Genomic DNA, 19,718 nt, shown 5'->3' with positions numbered 1-19,718 from the left:
GGCGTCGTGGAACGCGGTGGGCCAGAGAGGCACCTCTGGCTCGGGTTCGCGGTCGGTTACACGGTTTCTTCCCCCTGCTCGCTCCTCTGAGCACCCGTGGCACTCCCGGTTCCACCGGACCACCGCGGACGCTGCCGCTGTCGGGTGCGGTGCAACGGGACACCCGACTCTAAACCATATTCACGCTTCTTAAGGACCAGCGCAGACCCTGATCCACAAACGCCGGCGGCCACCTCCGGACGTGTCCCGCCCTCCCCGGAACCGTGCGCCCCCGAGCCGGTCCGGTTCCGGCCACGGCACTGATCGGTGCCAACGCGACAGTACGGCACCGCGCGGCCGGCGTCACGCCAATGGCCCGTGGAACACGCGGCGGCGCTCCACGGGCGCGGTACCCCGATCAGCTCTCGGCCTGTTCGACCACGGTGGCCCACTCCTCCAGTAGCCGCTCCGCGGTGTCGGAGTCGGGGCCCTCGGCCCACAGATGGGTTACGGCCTCGGCGGTGTCGGGCAGCACCAGGGCCCAGCCGCCGCCGGGTTCCAGCACCCGAACGCCATCGGTCGTGTCGACCTCGCGGTCGCCGGCCGCCTCGACCACGGCCCGCATGACGCTGCCCTTGACCGCCCACGGTGTGGGAACCGAACGGCGGAGCAGGTGGGCCCGCGGGATGCGCTGGTCGATCTGGCTCACCGACATCTTGGTGCGCGCCACCAGCCCCAGCAACCGGACGAACGCCGCGATACCGTCACCGGTCCGGGAGAACTCCGGCAGCACGAAACCACCGCGGCCGTCGGCGGCGAAGACGATGTCGTCGGCCTGCGCCGCCTTGGTGAGCTCGTCCGTGGCGGTGGGGGTCCACTGCACTTCGAGCCCGTGGAACGAGGCGACCTGTTCGGCCACGCGCGTGGTGGTGACCGGCAGCGCGACGCGCCCACGTCGGCGTTCGGCCGCCACCAGGTCCAGCACCACCAGGAGCGCGCGCTCGTTGTCGACCAGCTCGCCGTTCTCGTCGACGATCGAAAGCCGCTCGCCCACCGGATCGAACCGCACCCCGAAGTCGGCCCGGGACGAGGACACGAGCTCACCCAGGCGCTGCAGGTCGCGCATCTGCTTGGCGAGGGTGTCGGTGGGCGACGCCTCGTTCAGCCGGTTGTTGACCGTGAGCACCTCGACCCCGATCCGGCCGAGCAGTGCGGGCAGCAGCAGGGAGGGGGTTCCGCCCGCGCAGTCGACGACCACCTTCAGCCCGGAGTCCTCGACTCCCGAGGTGTCGACCTGCCGCAGCAGCTCGTAGGCGTAGTTCTCCACGCCGCGAGACGGGAAGGTGAGCTCGGCGATCTCGCCCGGGAACGCGCGCCGGTACTCGCCGCGCGAGAAGACGCGCTCCAGCTTGCGCTGGGCGGCGGGCGAGAGGTCGGCTCCGCGGTCGTCGAAGAAGATGATGTCCACCGACTGCGGCGACCCCGGGGTGGTGCGCAGTGTGATGCCGCCGCTCACCCCGCTCTGCGAAGTGTGGAACCGCGCCACGGGAAGCGGGACCACCTCAAGGTCGCGGACGTCGATGGCGCTGGCGGTGAGCGCGCTGATGACGGCCCGCTTCAGGGTGCGCGCCGCCCGGGAGGCGTCGCGCGAGGTGGTGACCACCGTTCCCTTCTTCAGGGTGGTGGCGTACGCGCTGGCCAACCGCACCGCGAGCTCCGGGGTGATCTCGACGTTGATCAGGCCCGAGACACCGCGGGGGCCGAACAGCGACCGCTGGCCGCGGGACTCCCAGATGACATTGGCGTTGACGACCGCGCCGGCCTCGATCGTCTTGAAGGGGTAGACCTTGATGTTGTTGGAGAGGTAGGCCTCGGACTCGATCACGCACTCTTCGCCGACGACCGCGCCCTCCTCGACCCGGGCACCCGGCATGATGTCGGTGTTCTTGCCGATGACGCAACCGCGCAGGTTCGTGCTGGAGCCGATGTAGACGTTGCCGTGGATGACCGAGCGGTGCACGAACGCCTCGGGGCGCACCACGACGTTGCTGCCGAGCACCGTGTACTCGCGGATGTCGGCGCCCGCCTCGATCTTCGCGTAGTCGCCGACGTATATCGGCCCCCTGAGGCTGGCCTCGGGGTCGACCTCGGCCCCCTCGGCCACCCAGACCCCGGGCTGCATCTCGAAGCCGTCGATCTCGACGTCGACCCTGCCCGAGAGGACGTCCGCCTGGGCGCTGAGGTAGCTCTCGTGGGTACCGACATCCTCCCAGTACCCGTCGGTGACATAGCCGTAGAGCGGTGCGCCGTCCTTGAGCAGCTTGGGGAAGACGTCCCCGGACCAGTCCACGATCTCGCCCTCGGCGACCTGGTCGAGAACCTCGGGCTCCATGATGTAGATCCCGGTGTTCACGGTGTCCGAGAAGACCTGGCCCCAGGTGGGCTTCTCCAGGAACCGCTGCACCCGCCCCTGCTCGTCGACGATGATGATGCCGAACTCCAGGGGGTTGGCAACCCGCTTGAGCCCAATGGTGACCATGGCGCCGTTCTCGCGGTGGAACCGGACCATGTCCGAAAGGTCGATATCGGTCAGTGCGTCGCCGGAGATGACGATGAACGGCTCGCCGCGCAGATGCTCCTCGGCGTTCTTGACGCTGCCCGCCGTTCCGAGCGGCACCTCCTCGGCGACGTAGTTCAGGTTCATTCCCAGTTCCTCGCCGTCACCGAAATGGTTTCGGATCAGCGTGGCGAGGAACTGCACGGTCACGACCGTGTCCTCGAACCCGTGCCGCTTCAGCAGGCGGAGCACGTGCTCCATGATCGGCTTGTTGACGACTGGCAGGAGTGGCTTGGGCTGGTTGGCGGTCATCGGGCGCAGGCGGGTTCCTTCTCCGCCCGCCATGACTACGGCCTTCACCAGGGCCACCCCCCGATCCTGACCACGGCTCGACGGAAGGCCCTTGGGCGTGCACTCATGGTGGGGACGTCGCTCCCTTCCTCTCGCTGGACGATGGACCGGAACCACCGGAACGCCGGCCACGCGGCACTTCGTCCGCGCGACCGCCCTGCTGCGCACCGGGGTCACCGCTCGTGGCCGCCGGATACGGCGTGGAGCCGGTTCCCGCCTCCACGCCGTGTGATCGGTCGGCCCGCCGGGCATGCCGGATTAGCCGCTGCCCTTGCACCGTGTATAGCAATCCGGCCCACCAGTAGATAGCTGTTCCCCAGATCGCGAACGCCCAACCAACGATTTTCGCTACATCGCCGACGATGTGGTCATATCCGGCAAGAAATAGCAATGGGAACGAGTACAGCAGGCACAGGGTGGCAGCCTTGCCCGCGAGGTTCACCGGCAACGGGCCGTAGCCGTAATGGCGCAGTACCGGCAGCGCCAGCGCCATGAGCACGTCGCGCAGGACCAGGATCGCCATGAGCCACCAGGGCACAATGTCGCGAACGACCAGCCCGAGTAACGCGGCGAAGATGTAGAGGCGATCGGCCAGCGGGTCCAGGATCCCGCCGAGCCGGCTGGTCTGGTTCCAGGCCCGCGCGATCTTCCCGTCGAGCCAGTCGGAAATCCCGGCGAACGCCAGCACACCGAGCGCCCACCAGTCCTCCTCTGGCCCGAGCACCAGCCACAGGAAGACGGGGACGCCGACCAGGCGCAGAATGCTCAGCAGGTTCGGGACCGTCCAGACACGGTCGCCCGCCGGATCCATCTCGATCGCCATCCACCTCCCGGATACCCAGATCACGAGCCTACCCAGGCGCGCGGCGCGTCATGTCTACGCGGGACCCGCCGCAGCCCTCCAGACCCTCAGGGGTGCCGGAAGACCCCCAACGAGCGCAGCCGCGCGATCCCGACCGGCTCCTCCTCGGCAAGCGGGAGCTCCAGCACGCCCTGCGGCTCGAAGCGGTTCCGCGCGGCTTCGACCACGCGGGGGTCGGGCCTGTCGGGTACCTGGTTCAGCACCACCGGCCCCAGCCGGAAGCCGGCGCCGGCGAGCTGGTCGGCCGCCCGTTCGGTCTCGGCCAACACCATGTGCCGCGGCAGCAGGACCAGTTGCACGCACGCGTCCGCGCGAAGCCGGGCGGCCGCGCCCTCCAGTTTGCCGCGGCGGGCCCGCAGCTTCTCCAGCAGGGGGTCCTGTTCGGCGGGGTCGCGCTCCTGAGAGCCGACCATACCCGCGACCAGGCTGTCGGCGCTGGCGACACGCTCGCGCTGCCGCACCAGCCCTTCCACCCAGGGGGTGAGCAGCGCCGGAAGGTTGATCATGCGCAGCAGGTGGCCGGTGGGCGCGCTGTCCACAATCAGCCGGTCCCACTCCCCTGGCACGCGGTCCATCGCGTCGATGAGCAGGTCCGCCAGCGCGGACTCGCCCATGCCCGGCGTGGCGGTCGCGTGCGCGAGGTGCCGGCGTACCGCCGGCATGATCTCGCGCGGCAGGGCGGATTCGGCGTCCTCGGTCACCTGCTTGACCCGGCGCTGGACCGCGGCCTCGGCGTCGGGTTCGGCCGCCCAGAGGTTCTCACTGAGCTGGCGCGGGCTGTCTTCCAACGGCAGCCCGAACGCGTCGCCCAGCGAGTGGGCCGGATCGGTGGAGATGACCAGGGTCCGCCACCCGGCGTCCGCGAGCCCGATGGCCGCCGCGGCGGCCAGGGTGGTCTTGCCCACTCCGCCCTTGCCACCGAAGAAGGTGATGGCGGCCGGCACGTCGTTGGCGGGAGTGTCCGCGGCCGCCCGCGCACCCGGGTTCAACAGCAGACCTCCGGGTTGCCGTACTCCGCGTCTCCCATGCGCTGGTGCCACTCGTGCAGGTCGGCGACCATGGCGGGGATGAGGTCCAGGGTCTCGTAGGCCACCGGGTTCTCGACCCCGAGCGTCTCCAGCAGGACCAGAGCGCGCATGGTGTCGGCCTGGGTCTGCGCCTCGCGGCGCAGGGAGCGCCGCCACCGCGAGGCGAACACCGCCTCGTGGAACGCCTCGAACCGGCGCCAGGCGTCCAGGAGCCGGCACACGCGGCCCGGGCGCTCCCGGGCCGCGTGGCCGCCACCGTCATCTGTCATCAGTCGTCGGTCCTGCTCGGTTCTTCCGCTGGCACATCGGGTGCCTCGGAGCGCACCGCCCACGCCTTGCGGAAGGCCACCACGGCCTCGATGATCAGCCATATCGCCAGGGCGAAGATGACCAGGTCCAGCGGCGCCAGCAGGAACTGCTGCAGCGGGTCGGTCGAGGTGGCGAAGTCGACAAGTTGGACGACCAGCGCCCAGGAGGTCATGGCCAGCAGGAACACCAGCGGCACGAGTACCGCGATGGGGTTGCGCTTGTTCTTGGTGACCCAGACCGCGATCACCGCGAGCGCCAGTCCGGCGGTGAGCTGGTTCGTGGTGCCGAACAGCTGCCACAGGGTGCCGAAGGCGAAGTCGCCCGGCATGATCGCCAGCCCGAACGGGATGAGCACCGCCAGCAGCGTGGGCAGGGTGAGGTTGCGGGTCAGCGGCGTGATCCGGGCGATCTCGGCGATCTCCTGGATGATGTAGCGCTGCAGCCGCACCGCGGTGTCGAGGCTGGTCGCCGCGAAGCTGATGACGACCACCGCGGCGAAGACGATCCCCACGTCGACCGGGATGAACAGGTTGTTCGCGAAGTTGGCGACGCCTTGGGTGAAGTTGCCGACAGCGCTGCCGGAGGCCGTGTCGAAGTCGGTGTAGAGGCCCTGCCACTCGGACCTGGGGTTGTTGGCGAAGACGGCCACACCGGCGGCGCAGGCCAGGATCGAGCAGAGCGCGAGCGTGCCCTCGCCGAGGGCGCCCATGTAGCCGACGTAGCGGGCGTCGGTCTCCTTGTCGAGCTGCTTGGCGGTCGTGCCGGAGGAGACCAGGCTGTGGAACCCGGAGACGGCACCGCAGGCGATGGTGACGAACAGCAGCGGGAACCAGGGCGGCGAGCCCTCCGGGACGTCGTTGACGAGCGGGGCGGACATGGTGTTCATCCCGACGACGACACCGAGCAGGATCACGGCCAGCGCCAGCGTCATCTGGTGCTGGTTGATGTAGTCGCGCGGCTGCAGCAGCAGCCACACCGGCAGCCGGGAGGCGAAGAACGTGTAGACGTAGATCAACACGATCCACAGCGTGTGCGCCTCGATGCCGAGCGCGCCGGCCACGGGGTCGAGCGTGATCGGCAGCATCTGGCCGAGCGGGATGCAGGCGTAGACGATGACCAGCGCGATGATCGAGGGGATGAGCGCCGCGGTGCGCCGGCGGTAGACGTACTGCCCCACACCGATCGCCAGCGGGATGGTCACCAGCACCGGCAGCACGGCCTCGGGGGTGCCCTGGAACAGGTTAGCGATGACCACCGCGAACACCGCGTTGACCATGGTCACCAGGAAGAAGATGATCAGCAGGAAGAGCGTTCGGGCGCGCCGGCTGATCACGTCGCTGGCGATCGTGCCGATGCTCTTGGCCTTGTGCCGCACCGACACCGCCAGCGCCCCGAAGTCGTGGACACCGGCCGCGAAGACGGTTCCCAGCACCACCCACAGCAGGGCCGGCCCCCACCCCCAGAACACGGCCACGGCCGGACCGACAATGGGCGCGGCTCCGGCGACCGAGATGAAGTGGTGGCTGAAGACGATGTGCCGGTTGGTGGGCACGAAGTCAACGCCGTCACGCTGGGTATGCGCGGGGGTGACGAACGCGGGATCGAGGGCGTACACGCGCTTCGCGAGGTATGCGGAATAGAAGCGGTACCCCAGGGCGAAGATCGCCAGGACCACGACCATGACGACGACTGCTGGCATGGCTGTACCTTCTTCTCGTGCCGATGGAGGATGGGCTGGTCGGCAACTATGCCGACCGTGGTGGTGACCGTAGCGGGCAGCACGAAGTAGTTGAGTCACAAGAAATTAACATGGGAGTTAACCCACCCGAAAGGCGAGGACACTGTCTTGGACGACTTCGGCACGGCGTGGAGCCGGTCCACGACCGGTGAGTTGAGCTGGCTGGCCCCCGACGGCCCCACTGGCATCCCGGTCGTCCCGCTGGACCGGGACGGCACCCCGTGTGCCGCGCTCCCGCTCGCGCACCTCGACGCGGTCGACAGCATGGCCTCGCGGCGGGTGGCGTTCAGCGTCACCGGCGCCGACCCCGCTGTGGTCGCCAACGGGCACGTCGGCATCGAGCTGGACGTCGACGGCACGCGTTTCGTCAACGACCTTCTCGAACAGGAGATCATCAAGCACCCGCCCACCCGGCTGCGGGCCGACAGCATGCTGGCCCGCCGGGAGAACTTCTGGTGGATCGCGCGAGCGCTGGTCACCCTGCACCGGGCAGACGAGGTCCGGCCGCTGCCGCAACGCACACCCGACACCGACGCACTGCTGGTCCGGCCGTCGGGCGAGACGCCGCGCGTCGACGTCGTCACCGCGGCGTCGTGGCCCGCCCAGCACGAGGAGAGCATCGAGCTGTGGCGCCGCGACGGCGGCTCACTGCAGGGCGCGGGCGAGGCGGCGTTCTGCTACGGGCACCAGTACAGCCCCGACTTCGAGCGCTGGGAACGCTGGTACCGGGCCGGGACGGTACACGGCGAGACCCTGACGGTACGCACCGGCCTGGGACACCCCGAGGCCGAGCCGGCCCCGTTCGGGTTCCTGGAGCGCTACCGCAACCACCGCGACGTCGCCCGCGCCTGCAAGGAAGGACTCGCCAAAGCGGAGGCGCGGATGGGCCAGGACCGGGAATCCTGACGTATGCCACGTCCTTACCATCGCGGTGCGAACAGCGCACTGCGCCAGCGGACAGGGTCTACAGTACGGTCAGCGGCCACCGCACGATCGTCAGCTGTCGACACAACACTGGATGATCATGCGGTGTCCGCACCCGATCACGGCGCCACACCGGAGATCATCATGGCCGACAGGTTCCAGCAAGCCATGCGCCTGATGCGCCGCCACGACCCGCAAGCCAGGGAAGACGGCTTCCACCTCCTGCTGCCGCACGCCGCTGAACACCTCGACGCCCTGATCGCGGAACTCAGCCACGAACGCGACCGCGGCCTACGCTGCTGGCTCCTCGAGCTCGTGGGCGAAGCCCGCTCGCCTCACGCCATCCCGGTCCTAGCCGAACACCTCCACGGCGACGACGCGGAGCTACGGTCATGGGCCGTCCGAGGCCTCGAACAGCTCAACACCAAAGCGGCCCGCCGCGAGCTATGGAAGGCACGAGCCAACGGCGTGGCTCCCTGACCAAACCGTTAGACCACGAAGTGCCGTTGGAGTATTAGCGTCGAGCAGTTCGCCATCTCGGTATCCGTCAAGCTTTACTCCGTTGGCCTCGCAGGCGTGTCCGTACACCTGCGGCCAGACCCGGGCGCCTTGGCCTGGTTCCCCGGTCCCGCAAGGCAGGGCTGGCCGGGCACATGACCGAGTTCCGGAGGGACCACGGGACGGAGTCAGGAATCGAAAACTATGTTCTTCCAAAGGAACGGATCCGAGTTCGCGGCCACTGGGTCGGTTCCGCTCATACAACCAACCATTTCCCGAATCTTCTCTTCAAAGAAGCCATCCTGCCCGCCGCCCCGAACCCGATTGGCGAGACCAACCATAACAGGAACCACTTCACGCCATCGCCAAACGCATTCGACATAGCGACACACCGAAGAGTTGAGAAGCAGCCCAACCCCTTCTGATGTAAATCTATAGACAACCCCCGACCCAGACTCGACCGCAATACGGTTTCGACCAAAGAACCCTATTCCGTAATAGTCGCCCCCAGAAATGGGAACCCCGGGAGCCGCGCCAGACTGCGGAGCATGAAAAAAATACCCCCGCGGAGTCACTTTTTCCGGCAAACCCGATTCTAAAAGCGCGGCGATATCTGCCTCAGGGACGCGCCATTGTGAGACCGCCTCATGACCTACTTCAGCGATACCACCAGGGTCCACGAGGTTCCACAGGGGCGCCTCACGAGCCTTCGTTACTTCGCGATCGGCGCTCTCGCGCATACCATCACTCGGCTCGGCCATTCTTGTTGGCCACCGCCCTCTCCGGCCATATCCACGCCCTCGGCCCTGACGTTGGCCATCAGTTCCACAACGAGGTCTTCGTTCGACCTGTCAGCATCCCTCTTTGCCTGCCACCCGCCATTCAGAGTGAACTGCTTCCTCCGGAGAGCCGCACGTTTGTCCTGTCCCGCCGCGCCCGGGCCTTTGGGACGGGGCGATGGGTCGTGACGTACTGGAGGTGAGCTCGGCACAGCCGCGGCGCGGCCTTGCGGGGAGCCGGGGTGCGGGCGGCGCTGGACGCGACCCGGGCGAAGCCAGTAACCGTGGCTATGGGCGGTGCTGAGCGCTTCGCCTCCACGGCGGTCTCCACGCGTCAACGCCGAGCCTCTTCCGACACGGTCGCGATGGCGGCGACCACATCGAGTTGCGTGGGCCCCTCGGCGCGGACCCACAGGAGCGGCGGCAGCTCCGGCGTACGGGCGATCTCCAGCGGAACCCGCGGGGGCCACGGGTCATCGGAGGGCATCAGGGTTGTCGCGGTGATCCGGTCGAGGATCGGATCCCAGGCGCCAGGCACCAGGGTGAACGGTTCCCTACCGAAAGAGAGATAGAAGACCGACTGCAACGAAAGAGTCATGTCCGGCTTTGACGGCCCCCATCGCAGCCGAATTTCGAGCGTGTCCGAGCCCTCACCGATGACCGAAAACATGAGCACACTAAGCTCATACCCTTCACAGGATTCGATCAGCCGGCACGTTCCCTCAAAAGGGTCATCCATCTTTCTGCTGTTTCTCCCGTGGAACGTTCCGCTGTCCGCTCGCCGTCGGGGCCATAGCGGTGGCGGTGATTCCGCTTTCCCATTGCGGTCACCACGCCGGGCCCCGATGCCGAAAGCGGACGCGTCCGGTGAGCGCCATACCGGCTAACGGCTGATACGGCCCGCCCTCGCAGATCCCGCGAAGGCCGTCCCCGTATCCGCGGCCAGGGGCGACCTTCATGGCTTCGGTGCTCAGGTCCTCACACCTTGCGCCACTTGGGGACCCAGGCGCCTTCCTCGGTGATCTCGTAGTCGCCGAACAGTGTGGGTGCCTCGGCGCTGACCACCTCGCCGATCTTGGCGAACAGCAGCCGGATCTCCTCCTCGGCGCCGGGGGCGGTGCGGGCCTCCAGGGTGTGGCGCAGGGTGCGGACGTTGGCGCTCCACACCAGGCCGGTGGCCAGGCCCTCGGGGGCGAAGCGGCGCATGAACGAGGTCTTGTGCTTCTTCTCCGCGAACTTCACGCCCTCTTCGTCCAGGTCGAAGTGCTCGGCCATCCAGGTCTGGAACTCCTCCATCCGGGCGAGCATCTCACTGGCGCGTTTCATCAGCTCGGGGTCGTCCTGCGCCCAGTCGGGGAACCAGAACGGGATGTCGGTGAGCCGCACGAAGCGCAGCGACTCCTGGGAGATGGCCGTACCGGGCCGGTGCCTCACCAGCTCATGCGTGGCGACCCTGCTTACGTTGTGCAGCACGAAGCTGAAAGTGACGTGCTCCAGCACCGAGCCGTGCATGCTGGCCAGGAGGTTGCTGAGGTACTGGTCCTGGTCGGTGCGGATCCGGGTCACGTTGGGGTTGAGGCCGGGCTCCCACGACCGGTAGCACAGCCGTCCGGCGAACTCGGCGAGGTTCTGCGGGTCGTTGAGCTCGGAGTCGAGCTCTCCGCGGTCCAGCCGTTCCAGCCAGCTCTGCCCGCCGACGTCGGCGAGGTAGCGAGCGACCTCGTCGTAGTCCAACTGCGGCCGCGCGACCAGGTGGACCTCAGGCTCGACGCTCTTCACCGTTCTCTCCCCCCAACACCCGGCGCGCGCGAGCACGGCACCGGGGTGATCGCCTCCGGTTTCGGGGCCGGCCGGCGCGTCCGGCGGGCGGAGGCGGCGGCGTTCGGCACCCGCTCGAACCTAGCATCGCGCGGGAGGCGGGGCGGGGGCCACCGGGTGCCGCGGCGGCCCGGTCAGAGGCCGAAGTAGTTCACGCCGGACGTGACGATCAGACCGACAACGACCAGCACGGTACCCCAAAGGGTGTGCGTCCGGAACACGGCCAGCACTCCGGCTACCACCAGCACGACACCGACGAACACCATGAGGATTCCCATAGGAGAGCCTTACCGATCGGCCTCTCCCGCCAAACGCGCCGCTGGCCAGCGGCGTGCTGGCCGAGACCGCACGAGCCGCCGCGGAGCTCGGCCCGGCATCGGGGCCGGCCGGCGCGTCCGGCGGGCGGAGGCGGCGGCGTTCGGCACCCGCTCGAACCCCGCATCGCGCGGGGTGTGCGGAGCGGCCGCCGCTGGAGCCGTCTGGTCAGAGGCCGAGGTAGAACTGCCCGGGCGCGACGATGAGCCCGACGACGATCAGGACAACGCCCCAGAGGACCTGGGCCCGGAGCACGGCCAGCACGCCCGCGACGACTAACACGATTCCGAGTATCAGCATGACGATTCCCATGCCGGAGCGCCTACCGTATCGGGCGCCGGCCAAACAGGCCGCAGGTCAGCAGCCGCTCTGGTGCCGGGTTCCTCAGTCGGGGAGATGCTTGAGGACGGCCTCCGGGGTTGCGCGGTCGCCGCCCTGCGGGCCGCCGTGCCAGAACGGGTCGTCGTCGGCGAAACGCCCCGCGAACTTCGCGGCGTCGTCCTCCGGCCGGTACCCGAGCTCGTTCTCGGCGACCGTCAGGTCCCAGAACCGCCGGGCGTTGGCCGAGACCGCGTAGGCCACCACGTAGCTCACGTTCGAGGCGGTCAGCGCGGCCCGGACGAAGCCGGCGCAGTCGTGCGGGCTGAGCCAGACGGCGAGGTCCCGGGTTTCGGTTGGCTCCTCCTTGAACGAGCCGGCGCGCAGCGCGACGACCTCCAGCCCGAAGGTGTCGGCGTACATCTGACCAAGTGCCTCGACGGCGACATTGCTCACCCCGCACAGCCCGTCGGGGCGGGGCGGTTCGTCCGGGAAGACGTGGTGGTGGATCGGGTAGCCACCGGTCACCCGGTCGCTGGAGAGCAGCACGACGCGGCGCACTTCCGCGCGCCGTGCCGCCTCCAGGACGTTGAACGTTGCCTGCACGTTGGTCTCGAGCAGCGTGTCGAGCGGAGCCTCGTCGGACACCGCCGCCAGGTGCACAACGGCGTCAGCGTCCTCGAACGCCTTGACCAGCGCGTCGAGGTCTGAGACGTCGGCCGCGACCGCGGTCTCGCCCTCCACCGTTTCGGCCTCCTGGTCGACGAGCACGAGATGCTCGGCGTCCACGCGCAGGTCAGCACGCACCGTAGCCCCCATGCGACCCGCCGCGCCGGTGATCACAACCCTGCCAAGTTTCGCATCCATGGTCTCCGAGCCTATGGGGCTTTGGGCGTTTGTTCACGCGACGCGCGAGGACACCCCCTATTCACTCGATTGAGTGCGTGCCATACGCAACACGTTGGCGATGATGCCCTCTCCCACGGAAGCCGTGAGGATCGACTCGGGATGGAACTGCACCGCCCACCGGCGCGCGCTCGGGTCCTCGATCGCCATGACGACCGGGTCCGCGCCATCGTCAACCGTCGCGGTGACCTTGTAGTTCTTCACCTGGGCGGGAGTCGTGTAGGTCGAGTGGTAGCGGGCCGCGCTGAAGTCGTCCGGCGCACCGGCCCCGGACAGCAACTCGCCCCCGTTGACCTGGACCCGCCCCGGCTTCCCGTGCACCGGTTCACGCAGCGTGCTCAGCTCGCCCCCGGCGTGCTCGACCATGGCCTGCAGGCCCAGGCAGACGCCGAAGACCGGCAGGCCGCGCTCGTCCAGGGCGTCCAGCAGCGCGCTGGTGTCGAAGTCGGTGGGCAGCCCGGGGCCCGGCGAGAGGATCACGAGGTCGGGCGCGAGCTCGTCGAGCAGGGAGACCTCGAAGCCGTGGCGGAGCGTGCTGACGTCGGCGCCGTGCCGGCGGACATAGTCGGCGAGGGTGTTCACGAAGGAGTCCTCGTAGTCGACGAGCAGCACGCGCATCCCGGCACCGGCGTCCTCGCGCGCGGTGGTCGCGGCGGCCGGGCCGCCATCGTCTGGTTCCGGGCTCTCGTCCAGAGCGAGGGTCTCAAGCAGCGCCCGGGCCTTGAGGAACGTCTCGCGCTCCTCGGCGTCGGGGTCGGAGTCGTGCAGCAGGGTCGCACCGACCCGGACCGTCGCCACCCCGTCGCGGATCTGCGCGGTGCGCAAAGTCAGCCCGGTGTTCATCGAGCCGTCGAAGCCGATGGCCCCCACGGCCCCGCCGTACCAGCGGCGGGGCGTGGTCTCGTGCTGTTCGATGAACCGCATGGCCCACGTCTTGGGCGCGCCGGTGACGGTGACCGCCCACATGTGGGTGAGGAACGCGTCGAGCGCGTCGAACTCGGGGCGCAGCGTGCCCTCAATGTGGTCGACCGTGTGGATCAGCCTGCTGTACATCTCGATCTGGCGGCGGCCGATGACGCGGACACTTCCCGGCTCGCACACCCGGGACTTGTCGTTGCGGTCGACGTCGGTGCACATTGTCAGCTCGGACTCCTCCTTGGCGGAGGTGAGCAATGTGCGGATGTTCTCGGCGTCGCCGAGGGCGTCCTCGCCGCGCCGGATGGTCCCGGAGATCGGGCAGGTCTCCACCCGCTGCCCGGTACCGGGCTCCCCGGTGACGCGCACGAACATCTCCGGGGAGGCGCCCACCAGGTACTCGCCCTCGCCGAGGTTGAAGAAGAACTCGTACGGGGCGGGGTTGCGCGCGCGCAGGTGCTCGTAGAAGCGCGCAGGGGACTCGCAGCGGCCGTAAGTGCGGTGCCCCGGCACCACCTCGAACAGGTCGCCGCGCGCGAACCGCTTCTTGGCCTCGGCGACGATCCGCGCATAGGAGCCCGGCTCCGGCTGGGCGGGGACCTCGGCGGTCACCACGGGCGGGGTCGGTTCCGTCTCGCGCGCCCGGCCGTCGGTCGCCGCTCCCTCGGCGGTGCCGGTGAATGATCCGGGAACGGTGAACTCGTAGGTGTAGCGGACGCAGGTCTCGCGCTTGCGGTCGCGCACGACAACGGCGTCGGGCAACTGCAGGGCGAGATCGCGGTCGTCCGGGGCGCGGTCGAGGACCTGCGCGATCTCTTCGAACTGGAACGCGAGGTCGTAGCCGAAGGCCCCGTACAACCCGAGATGCGAGTCGCTGTCGGAGAAGAACAGCGCGACGATGGAGCGCAGCGCGGAGAACACGCTGGGCCGGCGGCTGCGCTGCTCCTCGGTGAAGAACCCGGCGGGCTCGGGAACCGTCACCTCGGCGGCATCACCGGCCTGGTGCACCTCGCCGTGCTCGCCCAAGGCACGCTCGATAACCGGCAGCAGGACGCGGCCCCGGTCGTTCAGCGCGGTCGCGGTGACCCGGCGCCCCCGCGCGACGATCTCCAGGCAGGGGTCGACGTAGCCGAGGTGCCAGCGGCTGTACCGGCCCGGGTACTCCATCCCGGAGGACAGCACCCCGCCCCGGCGGTACTCGACATCTCGCACCAGCTCGGTGAGCACTTCGGGGTCACAGGGTGTGGCGGTTCGGCGGACGTCGAGGCCGCCGGCGGTGCGGTAGGAGACTGCGTCTGTGTCCAATGCCGGTCCTTATCGCGGTGGGATCGTGGGAGCCGCGCCGGACCGGGGCCACGACACAAAAACGGCCGCCGGTACGGGCGGCCGCTGGTCAGGTCGTGGGTATGCGAACCTCGTGCGCCGCCTATGAGCGGCGCCACCACTGTTGAAGCGCTGGATCGGTTCGCATGGGGGCGAGTGTAGCGCGTTGGGACGGGAACGCGGAAGCAACTCGGTACACAACCGCCCTCGCACACGCGTGGCATAGGCGGAACAGAGGGTGATAGGATACCGAGGCCAACCTCAAGACACACTTCACCCAATTTAACTTCTACCAGGATGGTACACACATGACGGAGCAGTGTCAAGGCGAGAGCGAGCAGGCTCGCCGGTCCGCTGTCAAGGCCGAGCAGGATTACGTCTCCCGGTTGTACGAGCGGCTCGACACGCTGCGCGAGCACACCCGCAGCGCGCTCCGCGCGGTCTACGAGCAGGGCGGTGGCGGTGGATACGCCGCCCAGATGGAGCGCGAGGCCGCGGCCGAGGAACGCGTGCACCGGCTGGTGCAGCTCTCCACCGTGGAGAACGGGCTGTGCTTCGGCCGAATCGACCGCCGCGAGGTCGACGGTGTCATTGGGGAGACGCACTACATCGGTCGCATCGGGCTACGCGACGAGAACCACGAACCGGTGCTCATCGACTGGCGGGCCCCCGCCGCGCGCCCCTTCTACGCCGCGACACCCTCCACGCCGGGTGACCTGGTACGCCGGCGCCACCTGTACGTCCGCGACCGGATGGTCGTCGACATCGACGACGAGGTGTTCGACCTCGAAAGCCTCTCCGATTCGGACCGCCGCACTCTCGTCGGGGAAGCCGCGCTGCTGGCCACGCTGCGCCAGGCGCGCACCGGCCGGATGGGCGACATCGTGGCCACCATCCAGTCCGAGCAGGACCGCGTCATCCGGGCGTCACTGCCGGGCGCGCTGGTCGTCCAGGGCGGCCCCGGCACCGGGAAGACCGTCGCCGCACTGCACCGCGCCGCCTACCTGCTGTACACGCACCGCTCCACGTTGGAGCGGCGCGGTGTGCTGGTCGTGGGGCCCAACGCCACGTTCCTGCGCTACATCGGTCAGGTACTGCCCTCACTCGGCGAGACCGACGTCGTGCTGACCACGGTCGGCGAGCTCTACCCGGGAATCCGCGCGACCGCCGCCGATCCGCCGGACACCGCTGTCGTCAAGGGATCGCTGCGGATGGCGGAGCTCGTCGAAGCCGCCGTAGCCGACCGCCAGCGCGTACCCGAGGGCGACCTGGTGATCACGGCCGACGGAACGAAACTGCGGGTCGACCACGCCACCTGCGCGCGCCTGCGCGAGCGGGCGCGGGGCCTGGGGCTGCCGCACAACAAGGCCCGCAAGCTCTTCGTCAACGAGATGCTGTGGGAGCTGGCCCACGCGCAGGACGACCAGCTGGCGCAGTCCCTGCGGGAGGTCGAGGAGGCCGAGGGCCTGCTGGACCACCCCGATCTGCCGGAGCTGGAGAACCCCGACGCCCCACTGCGCACCGAGGAGGACACCGCCTACGCGCGCGAGACACTGTGGGCCGATCCCGCGGTGCGCGCGGCCATCGACGGCCTGTGGCCCCTACTCACGCCCGAGCAACTCGTTTCTGACCTGCTCAGCGACCCCGGCCTCCTGGAGTCCGCGACCGCGGGGGCCGCCGAACTCCGCAGCCACGCGGAGTTCTCGCCCGACGAGTGGCGCTCGCTGCTGCGTCCCCCGGACGCTCCCTGGACGGCGAGCGACGTCCCGCTGCTCGACGAGGCGGCCGAGCTGCTCGGCGAGGACGACAGCGAGGAGCAGGCGCGGCAGCGCGCCGAGGAGCAGCGCCGGCGCGAGGAGGAGAACTACGCCCGGGGCGTCCTGGAGGTCACCGGACTGGTCGAGGACGGGTTGCCCGCGGACGACCTGCTGGACACGGCCAGGATCGCCGAGCGCCACCGCGACTCCGGTCCCGCCCAGACCACGGCGGACCGGGCCGCGGCCGACCGCGAGTGGGCCTACGGGCACGTGATCGTGGACGAGGCGCAGGAGCTGTCCGAGATGGCCTGGCGGGTGGTCATGCGCCGCGTCCCGACCAGGTCCCTGACCGTGGTGGGCGACCTCGCCCAGACCGGGAGCGCCGCGGGAGCGCGCTCCTGGCACGCGATGCTGGACCGCTACGTCCACGGCCGGCTCCACGAGGAGCGGCTCCTGGTCAACTACCGCACCCCGGCCCAGATCATGGAGGTCGCGGCCGACGTGCTGCGGGAAGTCGCGCCTGAGCAGGACCCGCCCGAGTCGGTGCGCGACGGCGAGTCCGCTCCCCGGGCGGTCCGCGTCTCCCCCGGCGCGCTGGCCGGCGAGCTGCGCGCGCTGGTCGCAGCGGAGCTGGCGGCGATCGGTGAGGGGCGTCTCGCGGTGCTCACGCCGGCCGCGCGGCACGCAGCCACCGCCGCCGCGCTCCCCGACGCCGCAGCGGAGGCGACACCGGACGCCCTGGACAATCCCGTGGCCGTCCTCACCCCCACCCAGTCCAAAGGGCTGGAGTTCGACGCGGTCGTGGTGGTCGATCCGGCGGGAGTCCTCGATGCCTCCCCCACCGGGGGGCACGACCTCTACGTGGCGATCACCCGCGCCACCCGCAGGCTCACGGTCGTCCACGAGGGGGAGCTGCCGCGGATGCTCGGCCGGCTCGCGCATGCCTGACCCGCGGCGGTAACGCAACGACAATGCCCGCGCCGGGTGGCGGGAGCGTTCGCGCATTCGCCACCCGGTGGGTCTTGGCCTCCGCGGCGGTACTCCGCTCGACGTGTCCCCCGGCCCTGGCTACCCACAGCTCGACAGACGAGCGGGACGGCGACGAACCGGGCACGGTGCGGGCTCAGTCTTCCGCGCGCTCCCCCTCGGCTTCGGACGTTGTACTGGCACGCGTTCCACGCAGCAGCGCCACGGCGACAACCGCGAGGGCAGCGGCGATCGCGGCACTGACGCCGGAGCCGACGCCCACAGCCTGGGTGAAGGCCATGCGTGCGGTGTCGAGAAGCTCACTGGCCTGTGCGGCAGGAAGGCGCTCGGCCACCGCCACGGCGCCGCCCAACGTGTCGTGGGCTGTTTCGGCCTCCTCAGGGGGGACGCCGGCGGGCACCGATCCGGAGACCTCCGTGCGGTAGACCGCGGTACTCACACTGCCCATGAGCGCGATTCCGAGCGAGACCCCCAGCTCGCCACTGGTCTCCGACACCGCCGAGGCCGAACCCGCCCGCTCCCTCGGAGCCGCCCCGACGACGAGGTCGGTGCCGAGCACGAGGATCGGAGCGACTCCAAGCTGGGCCACCACGAGACCAGCTACCAGGACCGCGAAACCGGGCGTGGACCCCACCAGGGACATGGCCCCGAAACCGAGCGACGCGAGCGCCGCCCCGGCAGCCACCACGTAAGCCGGGGGAAGTCGGCGTGCGGCAACCGGCGCGGCCAGGGATCCCGCGACGACCGCCAGCGCTCCGGGCAGCGTCCACAACCCTGCCGCCAGGGGCGGCATCCCCACGACGAGCTGCAGGTACTGCGGGAACAGGTACTCGACACCGTTGATGGCCACCATGCCGAACAACAGCAGCGCCAGTGCGGCGCCGAACGCGGCTCCCCGGAACAGCCGCACGTCGACCAGTGGATCCGGTGATGCGCGCTGCCGGCGCACGAACACCACACCAACGGCCACACCCCCCGCGAGCGCGAGAGACGCCTGGGTGTCGAGGGCGCCCTCGGCAATCCGCTTGAGCCCGTAGACGACCGGCAGGATGGCGGCCAGGGAGAGCGCCGCGCTGGCCAGGTCCAGCCTGCCGGCGGCGGGATCGCGGTACTCGGGGAGCACCACCCGCGCGCTCGCCACCAGCAGCAGCATGACTGGTACCCCCACCAGGAACACCGAGCCCCACCAGAAGTACTGCAGGAGGGCGCCCCCGATCAGTGGGCCGGTCGAGACGCCAACGGACATGGTGGTCACCCACGCGCCAATGGCCAGCGACCGTTGGTTGGGGGCGGGGAACATGGTGCTGATCAGGGCCAGGGTGGAGGGCATGAGGGTCGCCCCTGCGATCCCCAGCAGGGCGCGGGCCAGGATCAGCGCTTCGGCGCTGGGAGCGTAGGCCGCTGCGAGCGAGAGCACACCGAAGGCGCCCGCCCCGATCACCAGCAGCCGCCGTCGCCCGATGCGGTCTCCCAGCGTGCCCATGACGATGAGGAACCCGGCGGTCAGGAACCCGTAGACGTCGGTGATCCAGAGCGTCTGGGTACTGCTGGGCCGCAGGTCGGCACTGATGTGCGGGGCCGCCAGGTACAGCACGCTGATGTCCATGCTCACCACGAGGGTTGGCAGGAACAGCACCGCCAGCCCGGTCCACTGCCGGCGCGTTGCCGGGGCCGGCGTTCGGCTCTGGCTCTCGGTCACCGTGTCCTCCCCCGTGCGGCGCGGCCTCGGCCGAGGGTGGGCAGGACGTGTGTACCCGGCGCTGCGGGCGGTTGGGGACCGCCCTTGGGCGCGATTCGTCGGTTCGGCATGCCGGTTAAGCTAGAGCTTCACATTGGTGTGAGAGTCAAGCCGGCGTTGGGAGGCGCATGCGTATAGGGGAGCTGTCCCGCCGCACAGGGGTCAGCGCGCGGCTGCTGCGCTACTACGAGGAGCAGGGTCTGCTGCACCCGCTGCGCGGGCCGAGCGGCTACCGCGAGTACAACGAGTCCGACGTCGGCACCGTCCGGCGGGTGCGCACACTGCTCGCCGCCGGGCTTGCCACCTCCACCATCGCCGAGGTGCTGCCCTGCATGGGCGACGCGGGCGAGCACGTGGCGCCGACCTGCGCGGAGATGCTCGTCGACCTGTACCGGGAGCGCGCCCGCATCAGCGGCGCGATCGGTGAGCTCGAGTCCGCGCGTGCCATGCTCGACGCCGTCATCGCCGCGGCACCTCCCGAGGAGACGCAGAGGTATCACCGTTGGTTCGCTGACCGGCGAGAGGAACCAGCGGATGAGGGCACCGTGTCCGACCTCCCGTCTGGTCCGCCTCGCCAGACACCACGCCAAGCGGGATGAGCGAATCCGTCCACCGT

The 19,718-nt window shown here is 69.6% G+C and carries 17 protein-coding genes; 4 read left to right on the top strand and 13 right to left on the bottom strand.

Annotated elements, in window-relative coordinates:
• Window positions 1-397: 397 nt before the first annotated feature.
• From F4561_RS11365 to F4561_RS11345, 5 genes are all read right to left on the bottom strand, one after another.
• Window positions 398-2,896, bottom strand: coding sequence for a mannose-1-phosphate guanyltransferase (locus tag F4561_RS11365; RefSeq protein WP_184583498.1), 2,499 nt, complete (start codon window positions 2,894-2,896; stop codon window positions 398-400).
• 55 nt (window positions 2,897-2,951) lie between these two features.
• A complete protein-coding gene (gene clsA / locus F4561_RS11360; RefSeq protein WP_246437184.1) occupies window positions 2,952-3,710 on the bottom strand; it encodes a cardiolipin synthase ClsA in 759 nt (252 codons plus the stop codon).
• A gap of 86 nt (window positions 3,711-3,796) precedes the next feature.
• Complete coding sequence (locus F4561_RS11355) at window positions 3,797-4,738, bottom strand: ArsA family ATPase (protein ID WP_184577760.1); 942 nt, start codon at window positions 4,736-4,738, stop codon at window positions 3,797-3,799.
• Window positions 4,735-5,046, bottom strand: a complete 312-nt coding sequence (locus F4561_RS11350; RefSeq protein WP_184577757.1) for a cory-CC-star protein — start codon at window positions 5,044-5,046, stop codon at window positions 4,735-4,737. The genes F4561_RS11355 and F4561_RS11350 overlap by 4 nt, the downstream gene beginning before the upstream one ends.
• Window positions 5,046-6,785 (bottom strand): carbon starvation CstA family protein, encoded by a 1,740-nt coding sequence (locus F4561_RS11345; protein ID WP_184577754.1) that lies wholly within the window; start codon window positions 6,783-6,785, stop codon window positions 5,046-5,048. Before F4561_RS11345 ends, F4561_RS11350 begins: the two co-directional genes overlap by 1 nt.
• Window positions 6,786-6,932: 147 nt before the next feature.
• On the opposite strand from F4561_RS11345, the gene F4561_RS11340 reads away from it, so the two are divergent.
• Together F4561_RS11340 and F4561_RS11335 are read left to right on the top strand one after the other, a co-directional pair.
• Entirely contained in the window at window positions 6,933-7,730 is a 798-nt protein-coding gene (locus F4561_RS11340; RefSeq protein ID WP_184577751.1) for a hypothetical protein, read from the top strand.
• A gap of 123 nt (window positions 7,731-7,853) precedes the next feature.
• Window positions 7,854-8,228: a HEAT repeat domain-containing protein gene (locus F4561_RS11335; RefSeq protein ID WP_221445456.1), complete on the top strand. Its 375-nt coding sequence runs from the start codon at window positions 7,854-7,856 to the stop codon at window positions 8,226-8,228.
• Between the two features lie 206 nt (window positions 8,229-8,434).
• On the opposite strand, the gene F4561_RS33935 is transcribed toward F4561_RS11335, so the two are convergent.
• The 7 genes from F4561_RS33935 to F4561_RS11300 all read right to left on the bottom strand — a co-directional run bounded on the left by F4561_RS33935 (window position 8,435) and on the right by F4561_RS11300 (window position 14,602).
• A complete protein-coding gene (locus tag F4561_RS33935; RefSeq protein WP_376773694.1) occupies window positions 8,435-8,986 on the bottom strand; it encodes an SUKH-4 family immunity protein in 552 nt (183 codons plus the stop codon).
• 373 nt (window positions 8,987-9,359) lie between these two features.
• A complete protein-coding gene (locus F4561_RS11325) occupies window positions 9,360-9,623 on the bottom strand; it encodes a hypothetical protein (protein WP_184577745.1) in 264 nt (87 codons plus the stop codon).
• Window positions 9,624-10,003: 380 nt separating this feature from the next.
• Window positions 10,004-10,804 carry an FAD-dependent thymidylate synthase gene (gene thyX, locus F4561_RS11320; RefSeq protein ID WP_184577742.1) on the bottom strand — a complete coding sequence of 267 codons (801 nt, stop codon included), beginning with the start codon at window positions 10,802-10,804 and terminating at the stop codon, window positions 10,004-10,006.
• A 173-nt stretch (window positions 10,805-10,977) separates the two neighbouring features.
• On the bottom strand, window positions 10,978-11,121 hold the full coding sequence (locus F4561_RS11315) for a GPGG-motif small membrane protein (protein ID WP_184577739.1): 144 nt from the start codon (window positions 11,119-11,121) through the stop codon (window positions 10,978-10,980).
• 205 nt (window positions 11,122-11,326) lie between these two features.
• On the bottom strand, window positions 11,327-11,470 hold the full coding sequence (locus F4561_RS11310) for a GPGG-motif small membrane protein (RefSeq protein ID WP_184577736.1): 144 nt from the start codon (window positions 11,468-11,470) through the stop codon (window positions 11,327-11,329).
• Between the two features lie 72 nt (window positions 11,471-11,542).
• Window positions 11,543-12,343, bottom strand: coding sequence for an NAD-dependent epimerase/dehydratase family protein (locus F4561_RS11305; protein ID WP_184577733.1), 801 nt, complete (start codon window positions 12,341-12,343; stop codon window positions 11,543-11,545).
• A gap of 57 nt (window positions 12,344-12,400) precedes the next feature.
• A complete protein-coding gene (locus tag F4561_RS11300; RefSeq protein WP_184577730.1) occupies window positions 12,401-14,602 on the bottom strand; it encodes an anthranilate synthase component I in 2,202 nt (733 codons plus the stop codon).
• Window positions 14,603-14,928: 326 nt separating this feature from the next.
• Between F4561_RS11300 and F4561_RS11295 the strand changes: the two genes are divergently transcribed.
• Window positions 14,929-17,325 (top strand): HelD family protein, encoded by a 2,397-nt coding sequence (locus F4561_RS11295; RefSeq protein ID WP_184577728.1) that lies wholly within the window; start codon window positions 14,929-14,931, stop codon window positions 17,323-17,325.
• Window positions 17,326-17,500: 175 nt separating this feature from the next.
• On the opposite strand, the gene F4561_RS11290 is transcribed toward F4561_RS11295, so the two are convergent.
• Window positions 17,501-19,063: an MFS transporter gene (locus F4561_RS11290; RefSeq protein ID WP_312885215.1), complete on the bottom strand. Its 1,563-nt coding sequence runs from the start codon at window positions 19,061-19,063 to the stop codon at window positions 17,501-17,503.
• A gap of 167 nt (window positions 19,064-19,230) precedes the next feature.
• On the opposite strand from F4561_RS11290, the gene F4561_RS11285 reads away from it, so the two are divergent.
• Window positions 19,231-19,701, top strand: coding sequence for a MerR family transcriptional regulator (locus F4561_RS11285; RefSeq protein WP_184577725.1), 471 nt, complete (start codon window positions 19,231-19,233; stop codon window positions 19,699-19,701).
• Window positions 19,702-19,718 lie beyond the last annotated feature (17 nt).

Origin of the sequence: Lipingzhangella halophila (assembly GCF_014203805.1) — a bacterium.
GTDB lineage: Bacteria > Actinomycetota > Actinomycetes > Streptosporangiales > Streptosporangiaceae > Lipingzhangella > Lipingzhangella halophila.
This window is presented reverse-complemented; position numbering and strand designations above follow the sequence as displayed.